Genomic DNA, 21,698 nt, shown 5'->3' with positions numbered 1-21,698 from the left:
GACGCCGTGATCAGTGCGGCGGCTCCTCCGCGCCGCGTGGCGGGGCGTGGGCGCGCACGCACCAGATGACGCTGACGATCATCATCAGTATGGCCAGTATCTCCACCAGGGCCGGCCCCCGCCCCTCCCAGACATAGCCGTAGACGAAGGCGAACACCGTCTCGAAGACGATCATCTGGCCCAGCATGGACAGGGGCAGGCGGCGGCTGGCCTGGTTCCACAGGGCGTTGCCGATGATGGAGGCCAACAGGGCCACGCCCAGGCAGACCCCCGCCAGATGCAGCCACTGCCCCCCGCTCCAGTCCTGGGCGGTCCAAACCGCCGGGACCGCCAGGATCAATGCCAGGCCGCCGGTCACGACGCCGGTCAGCAGGGACCAGTCATGGGGCGAGACCTCGGGCAGCCGCGCCATCCAGCGGCTATTGCCCACCGCATAGGCCGACCAGGACGCCAGGGCGCAGGGCGCAGACCAAGCCGATCAGGGCCTGAGCCCCCGTCGGTCCCTCCGCCCCCGCCTCCCCCTGAGCCAGGGCCCGCCAGCCGATCAGGGCCACCGCCAGGGCGGCCAGGACGATGGGGGGCGCCGCGCGCGACAGGGACGGTCCGCTGCGGTCCCTCAGCCCCCACAGGGCCACCACCACCGGCACCATGCCGACGATCAGGGCCGAGGCCGCCACCCCGGCCAGATGCACTGCGACCACGACAAAGGCGAAATAGACCAGATTGCCCGCCAGGCTCAGCCAGACCAGGGCGCGCCATGTCCGCGCCTCGATCAAGGGCGCCAGCCGCCGCCAGCGCGGGGCGATCAGGACGGCGGCGATCAGCCCATAGGCCAGATACCGCCCGGCGGTCAGCAGCAGGGGCGAGGCCTCGGGCGCAAACTTCGGCGCCAGGAAGACCAGCCCCCACATCGCGCCTGCGCCCAGGCCGGAGGCGACGCCCCACAGCCGGCCCGAGGATGCCGCCGTCATATCGCGCTCCGCCTTAAACCTGGCCCGCGCTTACACGGTTCGCCTTCCAGCGAAAACCGCCCTGGACGTCAGGCCGCCTCGACCGCCTCTTCGGCCGGGACGGTGCGGATCATATAGTCGAAGGCGGCCAGCCCTGCCTTGGAGCCCTCACCCATCGCCACCACGATCTGCTTATAGGGCACAGTCGTCACGTCGCCCGCCCCGAAGACGCCCGGCTGAGACGTCTCGCCCCGATGATCCACCTCGATCTCGCCGCGCGTCGTCAGGGCCACGGCGCCGTGCAGCCATTCGGTGTTCGGCACCAGGCCGATTTGGACGAAGACGCCTTCCAGATCGACGTCGTGATGGGCGTCGGAGTTGCGGTCCTTATAGACCAGGCCCGTCACCTTCTCGCCGTCGCCGCGCACCTCGGTCGTCAGGGCCGAGGTCACGATCCGCACGTTCGGCAGGGTCGCCAGCTTGCGCTGCAGCACAGCATCGGCCCGCAGTTCGCTGTCGTATTCGATCAGGGTCACATGGGCCACAATGCCCGCCAGGTCGATCGCCGCCTCGACGCCGGAGTTGCCGCCGCCGATCACCGCCACCCGCTTGCCCTTGAACAGCGGCCCGTCGCAGTGCGGGCAATAGGCCACACCCTTGTTCTTGTACTGGTCCTCGCCCGGCACATTCATCTGCCGCCAGCGGGCGCCGGTCGACAGGATGACGGTGCGCGACTTCAGACTGGCGCCGTTCTCCAGCACCACCTCGTGCAGACCGCCCGGAACCTTGGCCGGGATCAGCTTGGCCGCCTTCTGCAGGTTCATCAGGTCCACCTCATATTCGCGGACATGCTGCTCCAGATGGGCGGCCAGTTTCGGCCCCTCGGTATGGGGCACCGAGATGAAGTTCTCGATCGCCATGGTGTCCAGCACCTGGCCGCCGAACCGTTCGGCCACGATGCCGGTGCGGATGCCCTTGCGCGCCGTATAGATGGCGGCCGCCGCCCCGGCGGGGCCGCCGCCGACCACCAGGACGTCGAACGGGTCCTTGGCCTTCAGCCGCTCGGCGGCCCGCGCCTCGGCGCCCGAATCCAGCTTGGCGACGATCTGCTCCAGCTCCATCCGGCCCTGGCCGAACAGTTCGCCGTTCAGGAAGACCGTCGGCACGGCCATGATCTTGCGCTCGTCCACCTCGTCCTTGAACAGGCCGCCTTCGATGGCGACGTGTTTGATGCGCGGGTTCAGCACGCTCATCAGGTTCAGGGCCTGCACCACGTCGGGGCAGTTCTGGCACGACAGCGAGAAATAGGTCTCGAACACATAGTCGCCCTCCAGATCCTTGACCTGCTGGATCACCTCCTGCGCCGCCTTGGACGGATGGCCGCCGACGTGCAGCAGGGCCAGCACCAGCGAGGTGAACTCGTGGCCCAGAGGAATCCCCGCGAACCGCACCCCGATGTCGGTGCCCTTCCTGCGGATCAGGAAGCTGGGCTGGCGTTCGTCGTCATAGTCGCGGCCCATCTCGACCTTGCCGTGCGAGACCGAGACGATCTCCTCCAGCAGGGTCTTCAGCTCCTGCGACTTGGGCCCCGCGCCCAGCGACGCGATCAGTTCGACCGGATGGACGATGTTCTTGAGGTAGCTCTCGAGCTGAGATTTCAGATTGGCGTCCAGCATGGGGCAGTCCTCGAATTCCAGGGTGACGCGCCGCCTTCGAGCCGATCCCGGCGAGGCTTGCGCGATAGGGTCCGGCCCCCACGAGACAGGGCGGCGGCCGGTTGGGTCCGACCCGAAGGCCGGACCCGATAGGCGTTCAGTCTTAGATCTTGCCGACGAGGTCGAGCGACGGCGCCAGGGTGGCTTCGCCTTCTTCCCACTTGGCCGGGCAGACTTCACCCGGATGCGCGCGCACATATTGCGCGGCCTTGACCTTGCGCAGCAGTTCGGCGGCGTTGCGGCCGATGCCTTCCGAGGTGGTCTCGGTGAACTGGATCACGCCGTCCGGATCGACCAGGAAGGTCGCACGATCGGCCAGGCCCACGCCCGGACGCATGGCGTCGAAGTTGTTGGTCACCTGACCCGAGGGATCGCCCAGCATGGTGTAGGTGATCTTGCCGATGGCCGGCGAGGAGTCGTGCCAGGCCTTGTGCGAGAAATGGGTGTCGGTCGACACCGAATAGATTTCAACGCCCAGCTTCTGGAACTCGGCGTAGTTGTCGGCCAGGTCTTCCAGCTCGGTCGGGCAGACGAAGGTGAAGTCGGCCGGATAGAAGAAGAAGATCGCCCACTTGCCCGCCACATCGGCCTCGGTGACGGTCAGGAACTTGCCGTCCTTATAGGCCTCGGCCGTGAAGGGTTTGATGGTCGTGTTGATGAGGGCCATGCAGGGCTTCCATTCCGTTGGGAGGTTGGGGAGGCCCGCTTCCTACCGCATCGCAGCAGATAAGCCCAATCACTTATTTGCAGATGCGTGATAGATTTTGGTTATACATCCTCGTGTCGGTTCAACTGGGCAGCGCGCCGCCGTCTATTGCGTCCTGAATACAGGTGCGGCGCTCAGCGGCGAAGAATTCGGCGTCTTCCAAGCGGCGTCGTTCCACCGCCGCCTGAACCGCAGCCAGCCTTTGATCCTTCAGCTGTGCTGGGTTCAGCTTTTCGATCCACCAGTCGCGAACAAACCAGCTGGGGCCGGCCACGCGACCGCCGTCCTTGGCAGCTTCGATGATCAGCAGCATCACGTGGGCGTAGCAGATTTCGGCGCGCTGCATGTCCGATGGATAGGAGGTCGCCGACGGCGCCGCCGCCTGCTGGAGCGCCATCGCGGCGATCAACGAAACCATCATGGCCTAACCCCCTCCAAACGTCCAAACCGCAGCCTTGAACCTAATACAGCAGGAACGCCCCCCGCGCCTCTTCCCACGCCGCCTCATCCGGCCGCGTCGCCGCCTCCAGATCCCCAGGCCCCGCCGCCGCGTCGTCCACCCATTCCCGCAAGCCGGGCCCGCCGTTGATCACGTCGATGGGCAGTTTCCCGAACGCATATTCATAAGGAAAATCCCGCCACAGATCGTAGTCGGGATACAGCCGCCGGATCGCCTTGAACCCCAGGGCCTGCACCCGCCACGGCTTGAAGGCGGCGTGGTCGTAGCCGGGGTGATCGACATGGATCTGCACCCCGCTGCACAGTTTCCCGACGTGCTTGTGGAAGGTCGGCTCGAACCACATGTCGCGCAGCACGCAACCGCCCAGCCATACCGGCGCCAGAGCCTGCATCTCGGCGATCACCGCCCGCGCATCGATGTCCGGCGCCCCGAACAGCTCCAGCGGCCGGGTCGTGCCCCGGCCTTCCGACAGGGTCGCCCCCTCCAGCATCACCGTCCCGGCGTAGCAGCGGGCCATGCTCAGGTTCGGCGCATTGGGGCTGGGATTGACCCAGGCCCGCTCGCCCAGTGGCCAGCCGAAGCCCGGCCCCGCCTCGGGGGCCCAGCCCTGCATCTCCACGACGCGGTAGTCCACATCCAGCCTGAACCGGTCGATGAACCACAGGCCCAGTTCGCCCATCGTCATGCCGTGCCGCATCGGCATCGGCCCGGCCCCGACGAAACTCTCCCAGCCGGGCTTCAGCGTCATCCCCTCGACCGGCCGCCCCGCCGGATTGGGCCGGTCCAGCACCCAGACCGACTTGCCGTGTTTCGCCGCCGCCTCCAGCACATATAGAAGCGTCGTCACATAGGTGTAGATGCGGCAGCCCAGGTCCTGCAGGTCGATCAGGACGACGTCGAACGTCTCCATCCACTCGTCCTTGGGCCGCCGCACCTCGCCGTACAGGCTGAAGACCGGGAAGCCGTGCACCGGATCGCGATAATCCGGGCTCTCCATCATATTGTCCTGCAGATCGCCCTTCATCCCGTGCTGCGGCCCGAAAGCGGCGGTAATGTTGATCTCGGGACAGGCGGCCAGGGCGTCCACCGCATGCCCCAGATCCTTCGTCACCGAGGCCGGATGCGCCAGCAGGGCCACGCGCCGCCCCTTCAGCTGCGCCCTCAGGGCGTCGTCGGACAGCAGGCGGTCGAGACCGAAATTCATGGCAGTTCCAGCGCGAACGAGTCGGGATGATGAAAGTCCGGCTTATCCGAAGGATGCGCCAGGGCCCAATAGGCGATCGCCCCGTCCAGACCCTCGACCACTGCCGTCAGCCCGACCGGCCCCGTCGCATCCTCGGGCAGCTCCACATCGACCGTCAGAACGAACCGCCCCTGGGCCATGCGCGTGACGATGAAGGGCGCCGCGATCTCCAGCCCCCGCATCCCCTCGCGATAGCCGTCGAACCGATAGGCCGCCCAGGCCCCCGACGGCGACAGATTATATTCGACATAGCCGCCCTCCGTCCGCACGAAGGCCTCGAAACAGGTCGTCCGCCACAGCTCGTCCGTCCGCACCCGCGCCGTCGCCTGCGGCCAGCGCACCCTCTCGACCGGCCCGGCCAACAGATACTCCAGGCTCAACACCCGCCCCGCCCGTCGCGCCTCGACCTCCAGCGTCAGCCCGGCGGGGGAACAGGTCGGGTGCGGGATCAAGGGCAGACGCATCCCGTCTTCGTAGCGCAGGCTTGACGCCGGTCAACGCTGCGCCTTATCCAGAACCCATGTTCGCCGCCCGCCCCATCGCCGGCCTGTATTACCGCCCGCTGTAAGCGAGCGGCCCGCGAACTCGCGCCGCCTTCGCTGGCGACGCGCTCTTCGGAAATGGAAGACGACCGCCGGCATCCCTGCTAACGGAGCCTCCGCCATGACCGACCAAGCCTTCAAATCCGACTTCCTCCGCACCCTTCAGGCGCGCGGCTACGTCCATCAGATCACCCATCCGACCGAGCTGGACGAGGCGGCCGCCTCGGGCGTGGTTGCCGGCTACATCGGCTTCGACGCCACCGCTCCGTCCCTGCACGTGGGCAGCCTGATCCAGATCATGATGCTGCGCCGGCTCCAGCAGGCGGGCGGCAAGCCCATCGTCCTGATGGGCGGCGGCACCACCAAGGTCGGCGACCCGACCGGCAAGGATGCGTCGCGCCCCCAGCTGACCCAAGAGACCATCCAGTCGAACATCGACTCCATCAAGACGGTCTTCGCCAAATTCCTGACCTTCGGCGACGGCCCGACCGATGCGGTCATGGTCAATAACGACGACTGGCTGTCGACCTACGGCTACATCCAGTTCCTGCGCGACTTCGGGACCCATTTCACCGTCAACCGGATGCTGAGCTTCGACTCGGTCAAGCTGCGGCTCGAGCGCGAGCAGCCGATGACCTTCCTCGAGTTCAACTACATGCTGATGCAGTCGGTGGACTTCCTGGAGCTGAACCGCAGCCTGAAGGTCACGCTGCAGATGGGCGGGTCGGACCAGTGGGGCAACATCACCTCGGGCGTGGATCTGGTGCGCCGGGTGGACCAGAAGGCCGCCTTCGGCCTGACCACCCCGCTTCTGACCACGGCCTCGGGCGGCAAGATGGGCAAGACCGCCCAGGGCGCCGTCTGGCTGAACGCCGAACAGCTGAGCCCCTACGACTACTGGCAGTTCTGGCGTAACGCCGAGGACGCCGACGTCGGCCGCTTCATGCGCCTGTTCACGGACCTCAGCCTGGAGCAGATCGCCGAATACGAAGCCCTGGAGGGCGCGGCCATCAACGAGGCCAAGAAGGCCCTCGCCGACGCCGCCACCACCCTGCTGCACGGGGCCGAAGCCGCCGCCACCGCCCGCGCCGCCGCCGAAAGCGCCTTCGAGAAGGGCCAGCTTTCCGCCGACCTGCCGACCGTCGAACTTCCGGCCGCCGAGATCTACGGCGCCATGATCGCCGCCGTCGTGACCAAGGCCGGCCTGACCGCCTCCAACGGCGAGGCGCGCCGCCTGGCCCAGGGCGGGGGCTTGCGCCTCAACGACGTCGCCGTCTCCGACGGCGCCCAGCTGCTGACCGAGGCCGATCTGAAGGACGGCGTGATCAAGCTGGCGGCCGGCAAGAAGAAGATCGTGCTGGTGAGGCCCGTTTAATCTCCGTCACCCTCGGGCTTGACCCGAGGGCCGGACCATCCGCCGCTTGTGCGAACAAGCGCCGCACTCCGAGCACCACATCCGATCCTCGGGTCAGGCCCGAGGATGACGGAAGGAGACAGCCCATGTCCACCGATGAACGCCAGCCCGCCCCCGCTCTCGACCTGCCGACCGACAACGGCGGCCGGATCTCCCTCGCCGCCCTGAGGGGCAAGCCCGCCGTCGTCTACTTCTATCCCAAGGACGACACGACCGGCTGCACCCGCGAGGCCCAGGACTTCACCGCCCTGTCCGCCGACTTCGCCGCCTTGGGCTGCCCGGTCATCGGCGTGTCCAGGGACACGGTGAAGAAGCACGACAAGTTCAAGGCCAAGTACGACCTCGCCGTCGTCCTGGCCTCCGACGAGGACGGCGCCGCCTGCGAGGCCTGGGGCGTCTGGGTCCAGAAGAAGCTCTACGGCCGCGAATATATGGGCATCGAACGCGCCACCTTCCTGATCGACGCCCAGGGTCGGATCGCCCGCGCCTGGCGCAATGTGAAGGTCGCCGACCACGCCGCCGAGGTTCTCGCGGCGGCCCACGCCTTGGGCTGAGAACGCCGAATCGCCTTCAAGGGGAATCCCGTCCAAGCGGGTTCTCGCATTCCGGGATTCTCAAGGCACTTTTGCGTGAAAATGCCCAAAAACGCCTGAAATGATAGTTAACAACAGGTGAACCATCTTGCCGCTGTCATAAAGGCGGCGGATAAACCCCACCTCGACGTGGGGGCGTTGCTTTATGGACCTGGAAGAGAAAGCGCCGAAACGCTCCTTCATGGATCGTTTTTTGCCCGTCCGTTACGTCTATCTCCGCAGCCATGACGAGGTTCGGGCCTACGCCCTCACCGCCCGGCGTCAGATCCTGCTCGGCCTGGCGGCATCGGCCTTCTTGGTCTGGTCTCTGGTCGCCTCGGGCGCCTTCCTCTTCGACATCGTGACCCGGCACCACGCCGACTCCGAGGTCATCCGCGCGCGCGCCGCGTCCGAACGGCTGAACGCCGACCTTCAGGCGCGGCTGGAAAGCGCGGTCGTGCGCATGTCCGCCACCAACGGCGCCCTGGACCAGACGGCCGCCATGATCGAACGCCGGCACGCCGCCCTGACCCAGGTCATGACCGGGCTGAACGGGGTGGACGGCGCGGTCCAGGCCCTGGCGCCCAAGCCCCTGCGCCCCGACATGCCGCCGATCCAGCGCATTCTGGCGGTACGGCTGGACCAGGAACGGCTGCTGGATCGAGCGGAGACCTTCGCCCAGACTCGCGCCGAACGGCTCCGGCTGGCCTTCCGTCTCGCGGGCCTCAATCCCGCCGCCTATGTCGCCGCCGCCGAACCGCTGGGCGGCCCCCTGGTGGAGGCGCGCGATCCCCGGGCCCTGGCCGCCATTCTGGACGTCGACGAACCCTTCGCCGTCCGCATCCGCCACGCGGCGACCAATCTGAACGAAATGCGGACCCTGTCGGAGGCCGCCGAAGAGCTGCCGTTCAAACGACCGACCCAGGCCCGCACCACCTCCGGCTTCGGCGTCCGCTTCGACCCCTTCAACGGCCGTCCCGCCATCCACCAGGGCCAGGATTTCGCCGCCCCGCTGAACACCCCCATCTACGCCACGGCGCCCGGCGTCGTTTCCTTCGCCGGCGTTCGTTCAGGGTATGGCAATACGGTCGAGATAGACCACGGGCGCGGCTTCAAGACGCGCTACGCCCATCTGAACGCCCTGGCCGTCCAGCCGGGGCAGTCGGTCGCGCTCGGCCAGAGGATCGGCGCCATGGGCACCACCGGCCGATCGACCGGCGTCCACCTCCATTACGAAGTCTGGCTGAACGGCCGGCCGCAGAACCCCGCACGCTTCCTCAGAGCAGGAGATCAACTTGTTCAACAAAATTAGCAAACCCGCGACCCCGACGCCCTCGTCGCCTCGTCCTGCGGCCCCGGCCATTCCGCCGCTGCCGGACATGCCGGCGCCCCCGCGCGCAGGCTCGGCTCCGGCCGCGACGACGCCTGGGCGCGGCCTGTCCACCCTGTCCTCCGACCTGGCCTTTGAAGGCAATATCACCGGCGCGGGCGATCTGCAGATCGATGGACAGATCAAGGGCGACGTCCGCGTCGGCCGCCTGATCGTCGGCGAGACCGGCGCGGTCGAGGGCAATGTCCAGGCCGACTATATCGAAGTGCGCGGCCGCATCGTCGGCGGCGTCCAGGGCAAGCAGATCAAACTGGTCGCCACAGCCTATGTGGAAGGCGACATCACCGCCGAACAGCTGTCGATCGACGTCGGCGCCTTCTTCCAGGGCCGCGTCGCCCAGGGCCAGCGTCAGGCCCCCGCCCCCGCGCCGGTCGCCCCCGTCGCGCTCCAGCCGACGCCCGCCCCGGCGAGCGAGGCCAAGGCTGACGTCGTGGCCCTGAAGCCGAACGCCTGATCCGCGTCGCGGCCTGATCGCCGGATTTCAGCGATCAGGCCGCGCCCTCGCCGTCAATCGGCGACCGAGCCCCGCGTCTGGCCGACCCGCGCCGCCAAGGCCGCCCCCATGAAGGCGTCAAGGTCACCGTCCAGCACCCCTTGCGTATCCGAGGTCTCGACCTCGGTCCGCAGGTCCTTCACCATCTGATACGGCTGCAGCACATAGGATCGGATCTGGTGCCCCCAGCCGATGTCCGTCTTGGCGTCGTTCAGGGCCTGGGCCGCCGCCTCGCGCTTCTGCAGTTCCAGCTCATACAGACGCGCCCGCAGCATCTTCCACGCCTGTTCGCGGTTCTGGTGCTGCGACCGGCCGGTCTGGCAGGACACGACCGTATTGGTCGGAATGTGCGTCAGACGCACGGCCGAATCCGTCTTGTTGATGTGCTGACCGCCGGCGCCCGAGGCGCGATAGGTGTCGGTGCGCACGTCGGACGGATTGATGTCGATCTCGATCGTGTCGTCGACGACTGGCGAGACGCCGATCGAGGCGAACGAGGTGTGCCGCTTGGCCGCCGCATCATAGGGGCTGATCCGCACGAGGCGATGGACGCCGGATTCCGACTTCAGCCAGCCATAGGCGTTGGGGCCGCTGATCAGAACGGTGGCCGACTTGACACCCGCCTGTTCGCCGTCCTCCTGAGCCTCGACCGTGACTTCATAGCCGTGCGCCTTGGCCCAGCGGCTGTACATCCGCAGCAGCATGCCCGCCCAGTCGTTGGATTCTGTGCCGCCGGCGCCGGAGTTGACTTCCAGATAGGCGTCGTTTCCGTCGGCCTCGCCGGACAGCAGGGCCTCCAGCTCGGCCCGCGCCGCCCGTTCCTTGATGCCGCGCAACAGGGCGCGCGCCTCTTCCAGAGCGGCCTCGTCGCCTTCTTCATCGGCCATATCGGCCAGCATGACCCCGTCTTCCAGGTCCTGCTCCATCGCCTTGACGGCGTTGATCTGGCCTTCCAGGCGCGATCGGTCGCGGCTGACGGCCTGGGCCTCTTCCGGCCGGTCCCACAGGGTCGGGTCCTCGACCCGTGCGTTCAGCTCATCGAGCTTTCTGACGGCGACGTCCCAGTCAAAGACGCCTCCTGAGCAGAGCGACGCTCTGCTCGATGTCGGCCTTCATGGCCTCGACATCCGGTCTCATCGCAATCTCCAGCGACACTAGGCCCTCAAGCAGCGCGGCCCGCAGGTCGCGCGATAGGGCGAAAAGAATGAAGAACGGCGCGCCACGAGGACGCGCCGTTCGGAGGGCCTACCTAGAGCCTCAGTACAGTCCGCTCAAGTCCTCGGCCGGCGCCTTCTTCGGCGGCGGGGCGGCGGCGGGCGGCGGGGCGTTGGCGCCGGCGGCGGCGGCCTCCTGTTCGCGACGGATCACGTCATAATAGTTCTGGGGTCCGACCGGCTGGCTCGGGGCCTGGACCGGGGCCGGCGCCTGGCGTTCAGTGCCGGGGCGGAAGGCTTCCTCGATCCCATTCACCGTGCGGAAAACGGCGTTCTTGGGCCGCACGAATGGCCGGGCCGGCCGCTCCTTCAGCGCCGTCTGCATGAATTCGGTAAAGACCGGCACGGCGGCCGAGGCGCCGGCCTCGCCGGACCCCAGCGACCGGTTGTCGTCAAAACCGATGAAGACCCCCACCACGATATCGGTGGTGAAGCCGACGAACCAGGCCGAACGGTATTCATTGGTCGTGCCGGTCTTGCCGGCGACCCAGCGACCCAGGCCGCGCGCGCTGGCGGCCGTGCCCCGCTGGACCACGCCTTCCAGCATCGAACTCATCTGATAGGCGGTGATCGGATCGATCACCTGGGTTCCGCGCGGCTGAAGACGCGGCGATTCCTGACCGGAGAAGCCCCGCCCGCATTCGCGGCAGTTGCGGGCGTCCGCGCGGAAGATGGTCTGGCCGTCCCGGTCCTGAACATAGTCGATCAGATAGGGGGTCACGCGCCGTCCGCCGTTGGCGAAGGCCGAATAGGCCGCCGTGATCTCCAGCGGCGTCACCTCGCCCGCGCCCAGGGACACCGACAGGTTTGGCGTCAGTCCCGGGATCCCCATCCGGTCCGCCTGATCGACGATCTTCTTCATGCCGACCGACTGGGCCAGGCGCACCGTCATGACGTTGCGCGACAGCTCCAGCCCGCGCCGCAGCGTCTGGGGCCCGTAATATTCCCGGCTGTAGTTCTCAGGCGTCCAGCGCTGGCCGTTGGGGCCGCCGGCGAAGCTGATCGGGGCGTCCAGAACGATGGAGGCGGGGGTGAAATCCCCCTCCAGCGCCGTCGCATAGACGAAGGGCTTGAAGGCCGACCCCGGCTGTCGCTTGGCCTGGGTCGCCCGGTTGAAGCTGGACAGGGCGAAGGAATAGCCGCCCACCATGGCCAGAACCCGGCCCGACTGGGGCTCGATCGCCACCAGGGCGCCGTTGACGCGCGGCACCTGTTTCAGGGCGAACTGGCCGTTCTTCTTCTCGACGAAGATCAGCTCGCCGCGCCGCAGCTGGCGGTTGGCGTTGGCCCAGGCGGCGTCGGCGGCGATCAGGGTTCCGCTCTCGTCGCCCTTGGCCGTGCGGATGCGAACCGTGTTTCCGCTGACGCTCTCGATGGCGGCGGCCTGCCAGCTGCGGCGTTCGGGCGGCGCCTGTTCCTTCAGGGCGGCGGCCTGCCAGCCCTCGGCGAAGTCGGTCGAGCCCCACCCTCCGCGCCAGCCGTGGCGACGGTCATAGTTCTCCAGACCTTGCATCAGCGCCTGGCGCGCGGCCGTCTGCAAGGTCGGGTCCAGGGTGGTGCGCATATAGAAGCCGCCAGCGCGCAACTGGGCGCCGAAATCGGGATTGGCCGCCGCCTGACGCCGCGCCTCCTCCACAAAGAAGTCCGCGTCCTTGTATTCGGACCGCTGCGGCGCGTCGCGCGTGACCAGGGGCCGGGCGCGCGCCTCGGCCAGCTGAGCCTGGGTCAACCAGCCGCTCTGCTCCATCTCGCCCAACACCCAATCCCGCCGGCCCTTGGCCGCGCCCGGATGACGTTTGGGGTGATAGTTGTTCGGCCCCTTGGGCAGGGAGGCCAGAAAGGCCGCCTCGTCCGGCGTCAGCTGGTTCAGCGACTTGCCGAAATAGTTGTAGGCGGCCGAGGCGATGCCGAACGACCGGTAGCCCAGGAAGATCTCGTTCAGATACAGGCCGAGGATCTGCTCCTTGGACAGGGTCGCCTCCAGACGATTGGCCAGGATGGCTTCCTTCAGCTTGCGGTTCAGGCTCGATTCATTGGTCAGCAGGACGTTCTTGGCCACCTGCTGGGTGATGGTCGAGCCGCCTTCCAGCCGGCGCCCCTGCGCCAGGTTGAAGACGTTCTTCAGCGACGCCCGGCCTATGCCGCCCACATCGATGCCGCCGTGCTGGAAGAAGTTGCGGTCCTCGGCGGCCAGGAAGGCCTGCACCACCGTCGCCGGAATCTGGTCGTAGGAGACGTAGATTCGCCGCTCGTCCGAAAACTCCCCGATCAGGGTGCCGTCGCCCGCATAGACTCGCGTCGCCGTCGGCGGACGGTAGTCCGCCAGTTCCGAGGCGTCGGGCAGGTCGTGGAACAGCCAGGCCGCATAGACGGCCACCGCCACCCCCGCCAGGGCGATGCCGCCCAGCAGGACCATGCCCGCCCATACGAACCAGCGTTCGGCAATCTTCACGGCCTACTCCGACGACACGCCCCGAATTGGTGCTTTAGCCCGCGTCGGCCCCGAAAGGCTAGGGTGCGGATGCAACGCCCCCTTTCCCTGCCTCGTTCAGCCCCCATCTGAAGCCTTCCCAACACAGGAGACCGCCATGGAAGTTCTGTACCGCGCCCAGGCCACCGCCTCGGGCGGCGGCCGCGAAGACGGCCGCTCGACCACCGACGACGGCAAGATCGACGTCAAACTCTCTACGCCGAAGGAAATGGGCGGAAAGGGCGGCGACGGGACCAATCCCGAACAGCTGTTCGCCACCGGCTATGCGGCCTGTTACCTGGGGGCGCTTCGTCTGGTCAGCGGCAAGGCGGGCACGCCCGTCGGCCCCGACACCAAGATCACCGCCGGCGTCGGCTTCGGCAAGAACACCCGGGGCGAAGGCTTCAACCTGGACGTCGATCTGACCGTCACCGACCACGGCCTGGACCAGGCTGTGATCGAAGACCTGATCGAAAAGGCCCACCAGGTCTGCCCCTATTCCAACGCCACGCGCGGCAATGTGGACGTCCGCCTGGCGGCCAAGTAAGACCTCCGCTCATCCCCGCGAATGCGGGGATCCAGTGCCTTGGGCGATGATCGCCGCCGTCTGCAAAAGCGCATCGCCCAACGCACTGCCGAGCAAAAGAACGGGATCCCCGCTTTCGCGGGGATGAGCGGGGTTTAAGTGATCCCGAACGTGCGCTAATCGCACAGGCATGACCTCCCCGCTCGACGCCTCCCCCGATCCGCTGATCACCCTGGAACCGACCCGCCGCGTGACCCTGCGCGAGGCCTTCGGGATCGACAGCGACATGACCGTGCCCGCCTTCGCCGAGCGCGACAGCCATGTGCCCGAGATCGACGAGGCCTATCGCTTCGACCCTCAGACCACGATCGCCATCTGCGCCGGCTTCGCCTTCGACCGCCGCGTCATGGTCCAGGGCTATCACGGCACCGGCAAGTCGACCCATATCGAACAGGTTGCGGCCCGCCTGAACTGGCCCCTGGTCCGCATCAATCTGGACAGCCACGTCAGCCGCATCGACCTGGTCGGCAAGGACGCCATCGTCCTGAAGGACGGCAAGCAGATCACCGAGTTCCGCGAGGGCATACTGCCCTGGTCGCTGCAACGCCCCGTCGCCCTGGTCTTCGACGAATATGACGCCGGCCGCCCCGACGTCATGTTCGTGATCCAGCGCGTGCTCGAGGCCCAGGGCCGCCTCACCCTGCTGGACCAGAACCGCGTCATCCGCCCGAACAAATATTTCCGCCTGTTCGCCACGACCAACACCATCGGTCTGGGCGACACCACGGGCCTGTATCACGGCGCGCAACAGATCAATCAGGCCCAGTTGGACCGCTGGAACATCGTCACCACGCTGAACTACCTCGACCACGACGTCGAGGCCGAGATCGTCGCCGCCAAGGTCCCTGAATGGTCGGACGCGGAAGGGCGCCGCCGCATCGCCGCCATGGTCCGCGTCGCCGACATGACCAGGAACGCCTTCATGAACGGCGACATCTCCACCGTCATGTCGCCCCGCACCGTCATCACCTGGGCCCAGAACGCCCTGATCTTCGGCGGCGACGTGGCGCTCAGCTTCCGCCTGACCTTCCTGAACAAGTGCGACGAACTGGAACGCCCCACGATCGCGGAATTCTACCAACGCGCCTTCGGCGAGGACCTCCCCGAAGCGGCGACGCGGGTGAAGGTGGGTTAAATCAACCCTATCCACAGCCTTGTGGGCCGTTGTGGGATTGGTCTACGCAGAACTAAATTAGCTTAGGAATTACAACCATTAACCGATTTGCAACCTGAATAGAATCGGGGGATAAGAACCACAACATGCAGTGGGCGAAGGCGATGCGACCCACTAGGGCTGGGATTTGGACCGGCAAATAAGCACTCACAGCTTGCGAGTGCTATTGCGCGTTTGCGCGGAATCGGGGATATGATTCGGTGACGCTTAAACGAAAGAAGCCGTCGGGCTGGCACCCAACGGCTTCCGGAAGTTAGGCGCTTGCCATCCAACTGACTTGGGCGGCAAGGACTGGCCCAATTCGCGAGCGGCACGATGTAGTGTCTGCTGGTCCAGTGTCAAGCCCAAGTCGTATGCTTCAAGGAGCAACGACCATGGCCATAAACGGCCTCACTTACCCCTGCTACTATCAGTACAAGGACGCCGCTGGATATTGGCGTTGGACCTACTACGCCTCCAACGGCAAGGCTATCGGCGTCAGCAGCGAGAGCTACGTTGCAAAGGCGGATTGCCAACGCAGCATCGACATCATGAAGGCGTCCTACAACTCGCCGCTTTATGAACCTAAAGCGGCTTAGCCTTATGCTGATGTCGGCCGACGCTAGTCGTCGGCCGACTAAGCCGCCCTCGGCCTGATCATCTCCAGCGCATCGCCCATCTTCCGACGCTGCTCCATCAGATCGTAGTCCGCCTGCAACCCCAGGAAATACCCCGGCCGCACGCCCCAGTACCGCGCCAGACGCAGGTCCGTGTCGGCCGTCACCGCCCGCTTTCCCAGCACGATTTCATTGATCCGGCGCGGCGGCACGCCGACGGCCTTGGCCAGGGCGGTCTGGCTCATGCCCAGCGGCTTGAGAAACTCTTCCAACAGAATGTCGCCCGGCGTCGGATTCTTCAGCCAGTCGTCCGCAGGGCCGACATCGGCGACACGATCAATGGTAATCGCAGATTTCGACATCGTCGCAGCCTCCGTCGCTCCAGCGGAAACAGATCCGCCACTGTTGATTGATCCGGATCGAATACTGCCCGCTCCGGTCGCCCGACAAGGACTCCAGCCGGTTGCCGGGTGGTATGCGAAGCTCGTCCAGCGCCAGGCTTCTATTCAGCAGACGCAGCTTTCGCAGCGCCGCCTCCTGGATATCGCCCGGCAGCCGCCGCGATCTTTGACCGCTCCAGACCTTTTCCGTTTCACGGTCGCGGAAACTGCGGATCATGACGACATCATAACGCGTAACGTTACGACGCTCAATCCGTCGTTCCTGATTGAGGGCTCATTAAGGTCCTCCCCTTATGGCGAAGCTCGTAAGAGGGGCGCCGCCGCGTGATCCAGAAAGCCGACTATATCCGGGCCTATGCCGACCGGTATCGCGACATGTTCGCGGTCCGGCTGACGACCATCGTCGCCGTCATTCTGGTGGCCGCCTGGGTGCTGGACTGGGGCTGGGCGGCGAACTTCGGCCTGATCCAGCTGGGCCTCTATGTCCTTTTGTGGCGGACGGTGGAGATCGCCCGCACCCGGCCCGAGGCGCCGGGCGCCGGGCGGCGGTTCCGTCTTCGGACCGAATGGATCACCCTGGGCCTGGCCTCGCACAACGCCGTCTACATCCTGGCCGCCTGGTGGGTTCGGCCCGATACGATCGACTATCTGCGGCTGCTGCTGGCGGGCAATCTGATGGTGGGCGCCCTTCAGGTCCACATCAGCCGGCGCAGCTTCCTGGCGGCCGTGGCGCCGCCGTCGATCGCGGCCATGATCATCGCCGCCCACCAGCCCCAGGCCACGCCGACGCTGAAGTTCGCCGTCGCCCTGTTCGTCCTGGGCATCATCGCCGCCGCCTGGCGTCAGTGGCGCGGGGACCGCGAGACGGTGGAGCTGATGGTGGCCCTGACCGAACGCAGCCGCCAGCTTCAGGCCGCCCTGGGCCAGGCCGAGACCGACCGGGCCGCCGCCGAACGGGCCAACAAGGCCAAGTCCCGCTTCCTGGCCATGATCAGCCATGAGGTCCGCACCCCCCTGAACGTCATCCTGGGCCTGACCGAGGTGCTGCGCGGCCGGCGCCGGCCCAAGGCCGAGGCGGTCATCATCGACGACATGGCCGAGGCGGGCGGCATGCTGCTGCGGCTGCTGAACGGGGCGCTGGACATCTCCAAGATCGAATCGGGCCAGTCCGATCTTCATATCGGCCCCGTCGACGTCGCCGCCCGGATCGAGGCGATCGCCCGGGTCTGGCGCACCCGCGTCGCCGAACTGGGCCTGACGCTGGAGGTCGTGCTGGACGGCGACCCTGCCGATTTCGCGGTCCTGACGGATCAGGCGCGGGTCGAACAGGTGCTGATCAACTATCTGTCCAACGCCCTGAAACTGACCCCGGCGGGAACCATCCGCCTGGTCGCCCAGGCCCGGCCCCAGGCGGACGGCCGGATCGCCCTGAGCCTGGAGGTTCACGACCAGGGCCCCGGCGTCCCCGAGGATCAGCGCGAGCGCATCTTCCAGCCGTTCGAACAGCTGGCCGCCGGGCGGGCCGCAGGCGGGGCGGGTCTGGGCCTGGCCCTGTGTCGCGCCGCCGCCGAGGGGCTGGGTGGAAGCGTCGGCGTGCGTCCGGCCGAGGGCGCCGGCGCCGTCTTCTGGTTCCGTTTCACCGCCCCGCGCGCCCCCGTCGAGGCCGACGCGGAGGCCGCTCCGACCGCACCGACGCCCGACGCGCCCCCAGCCCTGCGCGTCCTGGCGGCCGAGGACCATCCGGCCAATCGCAAGCTGCTGGCCCTCTTGTTCCAGTCGTTCGGCCTGGACCTCGCCCTGGTCGAGAACGGGCGCGAGGCGGTGGACGCCCTGCGCGCCGACCGGTTCGACCTTGTGCTGATGGACGCCATGATGCCGGTGATGGACGGGGTCGAGGCGGTCAGGCTGATCCGCGCCGAGGAGGCCGCCGAGGGCCGCCCCCGCACCCCGATTCACATGCTGACGGCCAATGTGTTCGAGGACGACGTGGCCCGCTATCGGGCCGCCGGGGCCGACGGCGTCCTGGGCAAGCCGATCCAGATCGGCGCGCTTCAGGCCCTGCTGGAACAGACGGCCGCCTCCGCCGTCCCCGCCTGACGGAAACGGTCCGGCCCTGACCGGCGTGGCGCGAATCCCTTCGCCCCCCTATCTTGGCGGGCACATGCCCATTCGCCGCCTCTCCCCCGAAACCGTCAACCGCATCGCCGCCGGCGAGGTGGTCGAGCGCCCGGCCAGCGCCATCAAGGAACTGGTCGAGAACGCCCTGGACGCCGGGAGCCGCAATATCGAGATCCAGGCCGACGGCGGCGGCCTGTCGCGCATACTGATCGCCGACGACGGCAAGGGCATCCCCAAGGAAGAACTGCCGCTCGCCGTCGAACGCCACGCCACGTCCAAGCTGGAGCCCGACGACGCGGGCGACGTGGACCTGCTGCGCATCCACACCCTGGGCTTCCGGGGCGAGGCCCTGCCCTCGATCGGCTCGGTCGCCCGGCTGTCGATCACCACCCGAGCGAGGTCCGATTCCGGCGACGCGACCGAGGCCTGGGTCATTCAGGTCGAGGGCGGCGCGACCCGCCCCTGGCCCCGCCCCTTCCCCGGCCCGCACGGCGCGCGGGTCGAGGTGCGCGACCTCTTCTACGCCACCCCCGCCCGGCTCAAGTTCATGAAGTCCGAACGGGCCGAGGCCATGGCCATTTCGGAAGAGATCAAACGCCAGGCCATGGCGCACGAGGCCGTCGCCTTCACCCTGTCGCTGGACGGCAAGGTCGCCCTTCGCCTGCCCGCCGAACATCCCGGCGACGAAGGTCGGCTGAAGCGGCTGTCGGCCCTCCTGGGTCGCGACTTCGAGGCCAACGCCCTGTTGATCGACCAGGAGCGGGACGGGGTTCGCCTGTCGGGCTATGCGGGCCTGCCCACCTATTCGCGCGGCAATGCGGCGCATCAGTATCTGTTCGTCAACGGCCGCCCGGTGAAGGACCGGCTGCTGCAAGGCGCCCTGCGCGGCGCCTATGCCGACTTTCTGGCGCGGGACCGCCACCCGGCCGCCGCCCTCTTCCTCGACATCGACCCCCTGTACGTGGACGTCAACGTCCACCCCGCCAAGGCCGAGGTCCGGTTCCGCGATCCGGCCCTGGTGCGCGGCCTGATCGTCGGCGCCCTGCGCCACGCGCTCCACGCCGCCGGCCACCGGGCGAGCACGACCGTGGCGGCGGATGCCCTGAGCGGGTTCAGGCCGCACACGGGCGTGACGCAGAGTGGCGAGTGGCGAGCGGCGAGTGGCGAGGGCTGGTCCGGGTGGACAGGCTGGTCCCAACCCGCCGCCGCGGCGCAAGTCCTGCCTGGCCTCCACGAACGCAGCGCCCGCGTCGAACCCGGCTGGGACGGCGCCTCATACGGCGAACTCGCCACTCGCCACTCGCCACTCGCCACTGCCCCCCAGCCACTCGCCCCTCCCCCTTCCGACATCGACCTGCCCCTGGGCGCCGCGCGGGCTCAGCTCCACGCCAACTATATCGTGGCCCAGACCCGCGACGGCCTGGTCATCGTCGATCAGCACGCCGCCCACGAGCGGCTGGTCTATGAGCGGATGAAGGCCCAGATGGCGCAAGGGTCCGTGACCCGCCAGGCCCTCTTGACGCCCGAGGTGGTCGAGCTGGACCCGGCCGAGGCCGAACGCGTCGCCGGGCGCGCCGAGGAGCTGGCCGAGATGGGCCTGATCGTCGAGGCCTTCGGCGCCGGCGCCGTCCTGGTGCGCGAAACCCCGGCCCTGCTGGGCGACACGGACGTGCAAGGGTTGATCCGCGACATCGCCGACGACCTGGCCGAACACGGCGCCGCTCTTACGCTGAAGGAGCGGATGGCCGAGGTCTGCGGAACCATGGCCTGCCACGGCAGCGTCCGCTCCGGCCGCATCCTCACCGCCCCCGAAATGAACGCCCTGCTGCGCCAGATGGAGGCCACCCCCCATTCGGGCCAGTGCAACCACGGGCGCCCGACCTATGTGGAGCTGAAGCTGCACGATCTGGAGAAGCTGTTCGGGAGAAGGTGAGGGATGGACGTTCGGCTCAAATTCCCAATCTTGCGTCCATTAAAGCTGGATGACGCCTGGATCTTAAATGGGTCGGGTGCCGAGATGTCGTTTGAGTTCACCAATGGTGAAGCTACGGCACTTGTCTTATTTTTCAAGAACCAACCAACCAGCCTTGCACCATCAGTAAAAAGACTCGACGGCCCCATAAAGGCTGAGATTATCATCAACGGAAGCATAGAGGCAATTGGACGCCGCATCGCACAACGTTTTAGCGATTACATCAATCTATATTTCGCCGTTCAAATCGATATAAATGCAATAGAAGCGGATTATATACCTGCCAACGATGAAGAACGCGAATCCATACAAATGTTCGGATTCAGCTCCAAGACCGTAAGGCCAAACCCGCCACTTCCCTTCGATATGATGGCGCAAGCTTTTTACGCCGTCGAAAGTAAAGATGATCCTTCGTTTGCTTCTCACATGACGCGCTTGGCGCGCGAAGCGCTTATCAGCCAACAATACATAGACGCTTTTCGATTTGGATTTCTCCTTATCGAAGCGTTGTACGGAAACGGTAAGTTTCAAACTCGCGATTTGATCCGCGAACTGGTTGGGAACGCTGATTTCAAAAGCATGCTAGATAAAACGATCTTTTCGATCACAAACGATCCTGATGACAATCGTTCGGCTGCTAAACCTACCCTCACCACACATTCCACTGCGGATGCTTTAGTCAAACATCTACTCGACCGTCGTGGATTTTATTTCCACGGCAATCTGAAGCGGCAGGACGCTTGGCATCCCGACCGTCAGGCCGAGGCCAAACCAGTTGCGGAAATCGTCGTTGATCTTGCCGGGCAGATCGCGGCGGCTCACGCCTCTGCGATGTTCGAGCCAGATATTGGTCCGAGGTTCATGACCGATGCAAAATCTCAAGGAGCGGCGATGACGATCAAGGTGCAGTTCCACTTTATCGACGATGACGGACGCCAACGCACCGGGGAGATGGATTTCGAGGTTCCTGGCACAAAACCGACCAGCAAGCTGGCTATCAAAGTAAACGGCCACTTCTTGTCTTGGGCGGAAGTTGAACTCAACGGCTCGACGCTTTTATCAGCCAGAGGGTTCATCAAGGAAACGGGCGCAGAAATCTTCCGCACTCAATTTCTAAAACCTGCCGATGAGGTGGTTCCGAAAAACTAACCCCGGAACACTTAAAGGTTCCCATGCCCTCCATCCTCTTCGTCTGCCTCGGCAACATCTGTCGCTCCCCCCTCGCCGAGGCCGCCCTCCGCGCCGAGGCTGAGCGCCTGCGTCTCGACCTGATCGTCGACTCCGCCGGCACGGGGAATTGGCATGTCGGCCATCCGCCCGACCCGCGCGCCCAGGCCGTGGCGCGCAAGCATGGGATCGACATCTCCGGTTATCAGGGCCGGCAGGTGAAGCCGGCGGACTTCCGCCGCTTCACCCACATCATCGCCCTGGACCACGACAACCTGGCGAACCTGCGCCGGATCGCGCCCAGGGACGACGAAGGGGGCGCCGTCGCCGAACTCAGTCTTCTGCTCGACCATGTCCCCGGCCGCGAGGGCCAGGCCGTGACCGATCCCTATTTCGGCGACGACGCCGGGTTCGAGGTCACCTGGGCCGAGGTGACGGCGGGGGCGCGGGGGCTGATCCAGAGGCTGGGCCGCGCCTGACACGCCCCCTCCGTCGGCTGCGCCGACACCTCCCCC

22 protein-coding genes are annotated in these 21,698 nt (G+C 66.6%); 11 read left to right on the top strand and 11 right to left on the bottom strand.

Annotation, left to right across the window (positions count from 1 at the left end; all coding sequences use genetic code 11):
- Positions 1-10: 10 nt before the first annotated feature.
- The 7 genes from JMT67_RS16165 to JMT67_RS02140 all read right to left on the bottom strand — a co-directional run bounded on the left by JMT67_RS16165 (position 11) and on the right by JMT67_RS02140 (position 5,538).
- Positions 11-412: a DMT family transporter gene (locus JMT67_RS16165; RefSeq protein ID WP_233455762.1), complete on the bottom strand. Its 402-nt coding sequence runs from the start codon at positions 410-412 to the stop codon at positions 11-13.
- A 7-nt stretch (positions 413-419) separates the two neighbouring features.
- Positions 420-971, bottom strand: a complete 552-nt coding sequence (locus JMT67_RS16160) for an EamA family transporter (RefSeq protein WP_233455761.1) — start codon at positions 969-971, stop codon at positions 420-422.
- A 68-nt stretch (positions 972-1,039) separates the two neighbouring features.
- Positions 1,040-2,626, bottom strand: a complete 1,587-nt coding sequence (ahpF, locus tag JMT67_RS02160) for an alkyl hydroperoxide reductase subunit F (protein ID WP_054765618.1) — start codon at positions 2,624-2,626, stop codon at positions 1,040-1,042.
- Between the two features lie 142 nt (positions 2,627-2,768).
- Positions 2,769-3,332 carry an alkyl hydroperoxide reductase subunit C gene (gene ahpC, locus JMT67_RS02155; RefSeq protein ID WP_152950179.1) on the bottom strand — a complete coding sequence of 188 codons (564 nt, stop codon included), beginning with the start codon at positions 3,330-3,332 and terminating at the stop codon, positions 2,769-2,771.
- A 121-nt stretch (positions 3,333-3,453) separates the two neighbouring features.
- The gene (locus JMT67_RS02150) at positions 3,454-3,792 is read right to left on the bottom strand and encodes a hypothetical protein (protein ID WP_152950177.1); all 339 of its coding nucleotides are present in this window, start codon (positions 3,790-3,792) and stop codon (positions 3,454-3,456) included.
- Between the two features lie 40 nt (positions 3,793-3,832).
- Positions 3,833-5,035: an exo-beta-N-acetylmuramidase NamZ family protein gene (locus JMT67_RS02145; RefSeq protein WP_201462565.1), complete on the bottom strand. Its 1,203-nt coding sequence runs from the start codon at positions 5,033-5,035 to the stop codon at positions 3,833-3,835.
- The gene (locus JMT67_RS02140; protein WP_201462564.1) at positions 5,032-5,538 is read right to left on the bottom strand and encodes a DOMON-like domain-containing protein; all 507 of its coding nucleotides are present in this window, start codon (positions 5,536-5,538) and stop codon (positions 5,032-5,034) included. The genes JMT67_RS02145 and JMT67_RS02140 overlap by 4 nt, the downstream gene beginning before the upstream one ends.
- A 199-nt stretch (positions 5,539-5,737) precedes the next feature.
- On the opposite strand from JMT67_RS02140, the gene tyrS reads away from it, so the two are divergent.
- The 4 genes from tyrS to JMT67_RS02120 all read left to right on the top strand — a co-directional run bounded on the left by tyrS (position 5,738) and on the right by JMT67_RS02120 (position 9,446).
- Positions 5,738-6,991, top strand: coding sequence for a tyrosine--tRNA ligase (gene tyrS / locus JMT67_RS02135; RefSeq protein WP_054765614.1), 1,254 nt, complete (start codon positions 5,738-5,740; stop codon positions 6,989-6,991).
- 125 nt (positions 6,992-7,116) lie between these two features.
- A complete protein-coding gene (locus JMT67_RS02130; protein ID WP_183215650.1) occupies positions 7,117-7,584 on the top strand; it encodes a peroxiredoxin in 468 nt (155 codons plus the stop codon).
- A gap of 220 nt (positions 7,585-7,804) precedes the next feature.
- Positions 7,805-8,914 (top strand): peptidoglycan DD-metalloendopeptidase family protein, encoded by a 1,110-nt coding sequence (locus tag JMT67_RS02125; RefSeq protein WP_233455760.1) that lies wholly within the window; start codon positions 7,805-7,807, stop codon positions 8,912-8,914.
- Positions 8,898-9,446 carry a bactofilin family protein gene (locus JMT67_RS02120; RefSeq protein WP_233455759.1) on the top strand — a complete coding sequence of 183 codons (549 nt, stop codon included), beginning with the start codon at positions 8,898-8,900 and terminating at the stop codon, positions 9,444-9,446. The genes JMT67_RS02125 and JMT67_RS02120 overlap by 17 nt, the downstream gene beginning before the upstream one ends.
- Before the next feature lie 53 nt (positions 9,447-9,499).
- On the opposite strand, the gene prfB is transcribed toward JMT67_RS02120, so the two are convergent.
- Positions 9,500-10,622 (bottom strand): peptide chain release factor 2 gene (prfB, locus tag JMT67_RS02115; RefSeq protein ID WP_152950166.1). Its coding sequence is split into 2 segments (ribosomal slippage): positions 9,500-10,552 and positions 10,554-10,622, totalling 1,122 coding nucleotides; the frame shifts between segments, so codons are not numbered across the junction.
- 120 nt (positions 10,623-10,742) lie between these two features.
- On the bottom strand, positions 10,743-13,151 hold the full coding sequence (locus tag JMT67_RS02110) for a penicillin-binding protein 1A (protein ID WP_201462562.1): 2,409 nt from the start codon (positions 13,149-13,151) through the stop codon (positions 10,743-10,745).
- A gap of 136 nt (positions 13,152-13,287) precedes the next feature.
- Between JMT67_RS02110 and JMT67_RS02105 the strand changes: the two genes are divergently transcribed.
- The 3 genes from JMT67_RS02105 (at position 13,288) to JMT67_RS02095 (ending at position 15,507) form a co-directional block, all read left to right on the top strand.
- Positions 13,288-13,716: an organic hydroperoxide resistance protein gene (locus JMT67_RS02105; RefSeq protein WP_152950162.1), complete on the top strand. Its 429-nt coding sequence runs from the start codon at positions 13,288-13,290 to the stop codon at positions 13,714-13,716.
- 169 nt (positions 13,717-13,885) lie between these two features.
- Positions 13,886-14,890 carry a cobaltochelatase subunit CobS gene (gene cobS, locus JMT67_RS02100; protein WP_054765606.1) on the top strand — a complete coding sequence of 335 codons (1,005 nt, stop codon included), beginning with the start codon at positions 13,886-13,888 and terminating at the stop codon, positions 14,888-14,890.
- A gap of 413 nt (positions 14,891-15,303) precedes the next feature.
- Positions 15,304-15,507 (top strand): YegP family protein, encoded by a 204-nt coding sequence (locus JMT67_RS02095; RefSeq protein ID WP_152950160.1) that lies wholly within the window; start codon positions 15,304-15,306, stop codon positions 15,505-15,507.
- A gap of 38 nt (positions 15,508-15,545) precedes the next feature.
- Here JMT67_RS02095 and JMT67_RS02090 read toward each other — a convergent pair whose 3' ends face one another.
- Together JMT67_RS02090 and JMT67_RS02085 are read right to left on the bottom strand one after the other, a co-directional pair.
- A complete protein-coding gene (locus JMT67_RS02090; protein ID WP_152950159.1) occupies positions 15,546-15,887 on the bottom strand; it encodes a HigA family addiction module antitoxin in 342 nt (113 codons plus the stop codon).
- Positions 15,862-16,143, bottom strand: coding sequence for a type II toxin-antitoxin system RelE/ParE family toxin (locus JMT67_RS02085; protein WP_152950157.1), 282 nt, complete (start codon positions 16,141-16,143; stop codon positions 15,862-15,864). Before JMT67_RS02085 ends, JMT67_RS02090 begins: the two co-directional genes overlap by 26 nt.
- Before the next feature lie 107 nt (positions 16,144-16,250).
- Between JMT67_RS02085 and JMT67_RS02080 the strand changes: the two genes are divergently transcribed.
- The 4 genes from JMT67_RS02080 (at position 16,251) to JMT67_RS02065 (ending at position 21,662) form a co-directional block, all read left to right on the top strand.
- Positions 16,251-18,023, top strand: a complete 1,773-nt coding sequence (locus JMT67_RS02080) for a response regulator (RefSeq protein WP_233455758.1) — start codon at positions 16,251-16,253, stop codon at positions 18,021-18,023.
- Between the two features lie 64 nt (positions 18,024-18,087).
- Entirely contained in the window at positions 18,088-19,977 is a 1,890-nt protein-coding gene (gene mutL, locus JMT67_RS02075) for a DNA mismatch repair endonuclease MutL (RefSeq protein WP_201462561.1), read from the top strand.
- A 3-nt stretch (positions 19,978-19,980) separates the two neighbouring features.
- Positions 19,981-21,165: a hypothetical protein gene (locus JMT67_RS02070; RefSeq protein ID WP_201462560.1), complete on the top strand. Its 1,185-nt coding sequence runs from the start codon at positions 19,981-19,983 to the stop codon at positions 21,163-21,165.
- 23 nt (positions 21,166-21,188) lie between these two features.
- Positions 21,189-21,662 (top strand): low molecular weight protein-tyrosine-phosphatase, encoded by a 474-nt coding sequence (locus JMT67_RS02065; RefSeq protein ID WP_201462559.1) that lies wholly within the window; start codon positions 21,189-21,191, stop codon positions 21,660-21,662.
- Positions 21,663-21,698: the final 36 nt, after the last annotated feature.

It is taken from the genome of Brevundimonas aurantiaca (genome assembly GCF_904830995.1).
In the GTDB taxonomy this organism is placed as follows: Bacteria; Pseudomonadota; Alphaproteobacteria; order Caulobacterales; family Caulobacteraceae; genus Brevundimonas; species Brevundimonas aurantiaca.
This window is presented reverse-complemented; position numbering and strand designations above follow the sequence as displayed.